This window comes from Kocuria sp. CCUG 69068 (assembly GCF_020833785.1).
Taxonomy (GTDB): Bacteria; Actinomycetota; Actinomycetes; order Actinomycetales; family Micrococcaceae; genus Kocuria; species Kocuria rosea.
In genome coordinates, this window is sequence record NZ_PDDL01000179.1 from 1 (window position 1) to 3,984 (window position 3,984).

The window sequence follows — 3,984 nt, forward strand, 5'->3', positions numbered from 1 at the left end:
GTCGACACCCGGGCCGCGGACGGGGGCGCCGCGCCGGCGTCCGCCGCCCCGGCCGCGGGCGACGCCGGCCCGCACGCCGGCAAGAAGATCGTGGCCGTCACGGCCTGCCCCACCGGCATCGCCCACACCTACATGGCGGCGGACGGGCTGACCTACGCCGCCGAGGACATGGGGGTCGACCTCCAGGTCGAGACCCAGGGCTCCGCCGGCTTCACCAAGCTGGACCCCGCCACGATCGCCGCGGCGGACGCGGTGATCTTCGCGACCGACGTCGACGTCCGGGACCGCGCCCGGTTCGCCGGCAAGCCCTTCGTCGCCTCGCCGGTCAAGCGCGGCATCGACGAGCCGAAGGTCATGATCGAGGAGGCCCTCGCCAACGCCGGGAACCCGAACGCCCCGCGCGTGCAGGGCGGGGCCGGCGGGGACGCCGACCAGGGCGCCACCGGCGGCGCGAACGAGGGCTGGGGGACCCGCATCCGCAAGGCCGTGATGACCGGTGTCAGCTACATGATCCCGTTCGTGGCCGCGGGCGGGCTGCTCATGGCCTTCGGCTTCATGGTGGCCGGGGCGGACATCGCCAACATCGCCGACGACGTGCTGACCGGCTCCACCATCTGGAACCTCGGCGAGTTCACCCTCGCCCAGTACATCGGCGCGGTCCTGTTCAAGATGGGCAACCTGGCCATGAGCCTGCTGGTGCCCGCACTGGCCGGCTACATCGCCTACGGCCTGAGCGACCGTCCCGGCATCGCCCCGGGCTTCGCGGCCGGCCTGGTCGCGAACTTCATGGGCGCCGGGTTCCTCGGCGGCATCGTCGGCGGTCTGCTGGCCGGTCTCGCCGCCTACTGGCTGGCGCAGCCCCGGCTGCCTCGCTGGCTGGGCTCGCTGATGCCCGTGGTGATCATCCCGCTGCTCGCCACGATCTTCGCCGCGGGTCTGCTGCTGCTGGTCCTGGGCGGGCCGATCGCCACCTTCATGGCGTGGCTGACCGAGGTCCTCAACGGCATGACCGGTGCCAGTGCGCTGGCGCTCGGCGCGATCCTCGGCCTGATGATGGGCTCGGACCTGGGCGGGCCGATCAACAAGGTCGCCTACACGTTCGCCGCCGCCGGCCTCGGGGCCGCGACCGTCGCCAACACCGCCCCGCAGGAGATCATGGCCGCGGTCATCGCCGCCGGCATGGTGCCCCCGCTGGCCATGGCCCTCGCCTCGACGGTGGCCAAGCGCTACTTCACGGTGGCCGAGCGGGAGAACGGCAAGGCCGCGTGGCTGCTGGGAGCCTCCTTCATCTCCGAGGGCGCCATCCCGTTCGCCGCGGCCGACCCGCTGCGCGTGCTCCCCGCGTCCATGGTCGGCGGCGCCGTGACCGGCGCGATCAGCATGGCCACGGGCGTCACCTCCGCCGCGCCGCACGGCGGGGTGTGGATCCTGCCGGTGATCGGCAACCCGCTGATGTTCCTGCTCGCGGTGGTTGTCGGTACCGTGGTCACAGCAGGCATCGTCGTCGCCCTCAAGCACGTGGGCGGTGCGCACGGCCGGGTGGCCGACGCCACCCGCTCGCGCGAGGATGCCGCCGCTGTGCCGACCACCGCCTGAGCGGTGCGCACGGGCCCCGACCGGGGCCCGTGCGCACCGATCCGAGCCTTCTCGAGGAAGAGGAACACGATGCAGACACTGACAGGCGTGGGGGTGTGCGCGGGCCGCGTCATCGGCGAGCTCGTGAGCATGCCGGAGCCGGTCTCCGAGCCGGCCGCGGGGCTGATGCTGCGGGACGAGGAGCCCGAGGCGGCGGTGGCCCGGCTGCACACGGCCGCCGCCGCGGTCAAGGCCGAGCTCAAGCGCCGCGCCGAGGTGGCGACCGAGAAGGACGCCGCGGACGTGCTCAAGTCCACCGCGCTCATGGCGGGGGACAAGGCACTGCTGAAGAACGCCGCGAAGCTCGTCAACGGCAAGGGGCTCGCCCCCGAGCGCGCCCTGTGGGAGGCCGCGAGCGACTACGCGGACCAGATGCGCGCCCTGGGCGGGTACATGGCCGAGCGCGCCGCGGACATCGAGGACGTCCGGGCGCGGCTCGTGTCCCAGCTCCAGGGGCTGCCCATGCCGGGCGTGCCGCAGCGGGACGTCCCGTTCGTGCTGACCGCCGAGGACCTCGCGCCCGCCGACACGGCGACCCTGGACCCCGAGATGGTCCTGGCCCTCGTCACCTCCGGCGGCGGCCCGCAGTCCCACACGGCCATCCTGGCCCGCAACCTCGGGCTCCCCGCGGTCGTGGCGGCCCGGGGCGTCGAGGCGCTCGCCGACGGCACCCGCGTGTTCGTGGACGGCGCCACCGGTGAGATCCGCACCGAGCCCGGCGCGGACGAGCAGGAGCTCGTGGAGGCCTGGGTGCGCAGCGCCGCGGCGCGCGAGGCCTTCGACGGCCGCGGCGTGCTCTCGGACGGCACCGAGATCCCGCTGCTGGCCAACGTGGGCACCCCCGAGGACGCCCGCACGGCGGCCGCGGCCGGGGCCCAGGGCGTGGGGCTGCTGCGCACCGAGTTCTGCTTCCTGGGCCGGGACAAGGAGCCCTCGGTCGAGGAGCAGGTGGAGCAGTACACCGCGATCCTCGAGTCCTTCGCCGGCAAGAAGGTCGTGGTCCGCACGCTCGACGCCGGAGCGGACAAGCCGCTGCCCTTCCTCACCGACACCGCCGAGCCGAACCCCGCGCTCGGGGTCCGGGGCTACCGCACGGACCGCTCCGTGCCGGGCGTGCTCGCCCGGCAGCTCGAGGCGATCGCGCTGGCGGAGAAGGCCACGGACGCGGACGTGTGGGTCATGGCGCCGATGATCGCCACGCCCTCCGAGGCCCGGGACTTCGCCGTGATGGCGACCGCCGCAGGCCTGCGGGTGCCCGGGGTCATGGTCGAGACGCCGTCCGCGGCCGTCACCGCCGACCAGATCCTGCGCCACGTCAAGTTCGTGTCCCTGGGCACCAACGACCTGACCCAGTACACGATGGCCGCCGACCGGATGATGGGCTCCCTCGCGGAGCTCAACAACCCGTGGCAGCCCGCCGTGCTGCGGATGATCCGGTACACCGTGGAGGGCGCCCGCCGGGCCGAGTCCGAGGGCGCCGGTCCGCGCAACGTGGGCGTCTGCGGCGAGGCCGCGGCCGACCCCGCGCTCGCCGTGGTGCTCGTGGGCCTCGGGGTGCACACCCTGTCCATGAGCCCCCGCGGACTGGCCGCGGTCGCCGCCGTGCTGCGCAGCGTCGACCTCGCCACCGCCCAGGCCCTCGCCGAGGTCGCGATCGAGCAGCCCAGCGCGGAGGAGGCCGCCGCCGCCGTGCGGACCGAGCTCAGCGTGCTCGCCGAGCTCGGCCTCTGACCCACCGACCGCACCGTTTCCGCACCACCCCAACCACCGGGGCCCGTCACCCAGGGCCCCGCAACCCGAAGGAGCACCACCATGGCAGAACGCACCGCCACCATCGCCTCGTCCGTCGGCCTGCACGCCCGTCCCGCCGCGATCTTCGCCGAGGCCGCCGGGGAGTACGACCTCGACATCACGATCGCCGCCGAGGGCGAGCCCGAGGACGAGGCGATGGACGCCTCGAGCGTGCTGTCCCTCATGTCCCTCGGCGCCGGCCAGGGGGACAAGGTCGTCCTCCGCGCCGAGGGCGCGGGCGCCGACGACGCGCTCGACGCGCTCGTGCAGATCCTCGAGACGGACCACGACGCCGAGTAGGACCCCGCCGCACCGTCCAGCCACGGCGCCCGCCCACCGCACGGTGAGCGGGCGCCGTCGCGCGTGCCGACCCGCCGCACCGACCTCTCACGTGCTCCGACTACCGTGGAGGGGATGCCCGCACTCTCCGATGGAGGACCGATGACCGCCGATCGACCACCGCTCGACCACCGCCGCCGGGAGCCGGAGCGCGCCGCGCAGGCCCCGCGGCGGGCCCTCGTCGTGGGCACGGGCCGGGACCGGGGGGCCCTCGCGGCG

General features: G+C 74.6%; 3 protein-coding genes. All 3 read left to right on the forward strand.

The genetic code is table 11. The features are described 5' to 3' along the window. Positions 1-1,596 (forward strand): fructose-specific PTS transporter subunit EIIC (locus CRM73_RS18455; RefSeq protein WP_229588705.1); only part of this gene is annotated, 1,596 nt, incomplete at its 5' end. A 69-nt stretch (positions 1,597-1,665) separates the two neighbouring features. Next, positions 1,666-3,366 carry a phosphoenolpyruvate--protein phosphotransferase gene (ptsP, locus tag CRM73_RS18460; protein ID WP_031282639.1) on the forward strand — a complete coding sequence of 567 codons (1,701 nt, stop codon included), beginning with the start codon at positions 1,666-1,668 and terminating at the stop codon, positions 3,364-3,366. A gap of 81 nt (positions 3,367-3,447) precedes the next feature. Beyond that, on the forward strand, positions 3,448-3,726 hold the full coding sequence (locus CRM73_RS18465; protein ID WP_017832764.1) for an HPr family phosphocarrier protein: 279 nt from the start codon (positions 3,448-3,450) through the stop codon (positions 3,724-3,726). Positions 3,727-3,984: the final 258 nt, after the last annotated feature.

What these genes read in the sequence shown, in the direction of transcription:
- ptsP (WP_031282639.1), top strand. Translation starts at nt 1,666, where the DNA reads ATGCAGACACTGACAGGCGTGGGGGTGTGCGCGGGCCGCGTCATCGGC.
- CRM73_RS18465 (WP_017832764.1), top strand. Translation starts at nt 3,448, where the DNA reads ATGGCAGAACGCACCGCCACCATCGCCTCGTCCGTCGGCCTGCACGCC.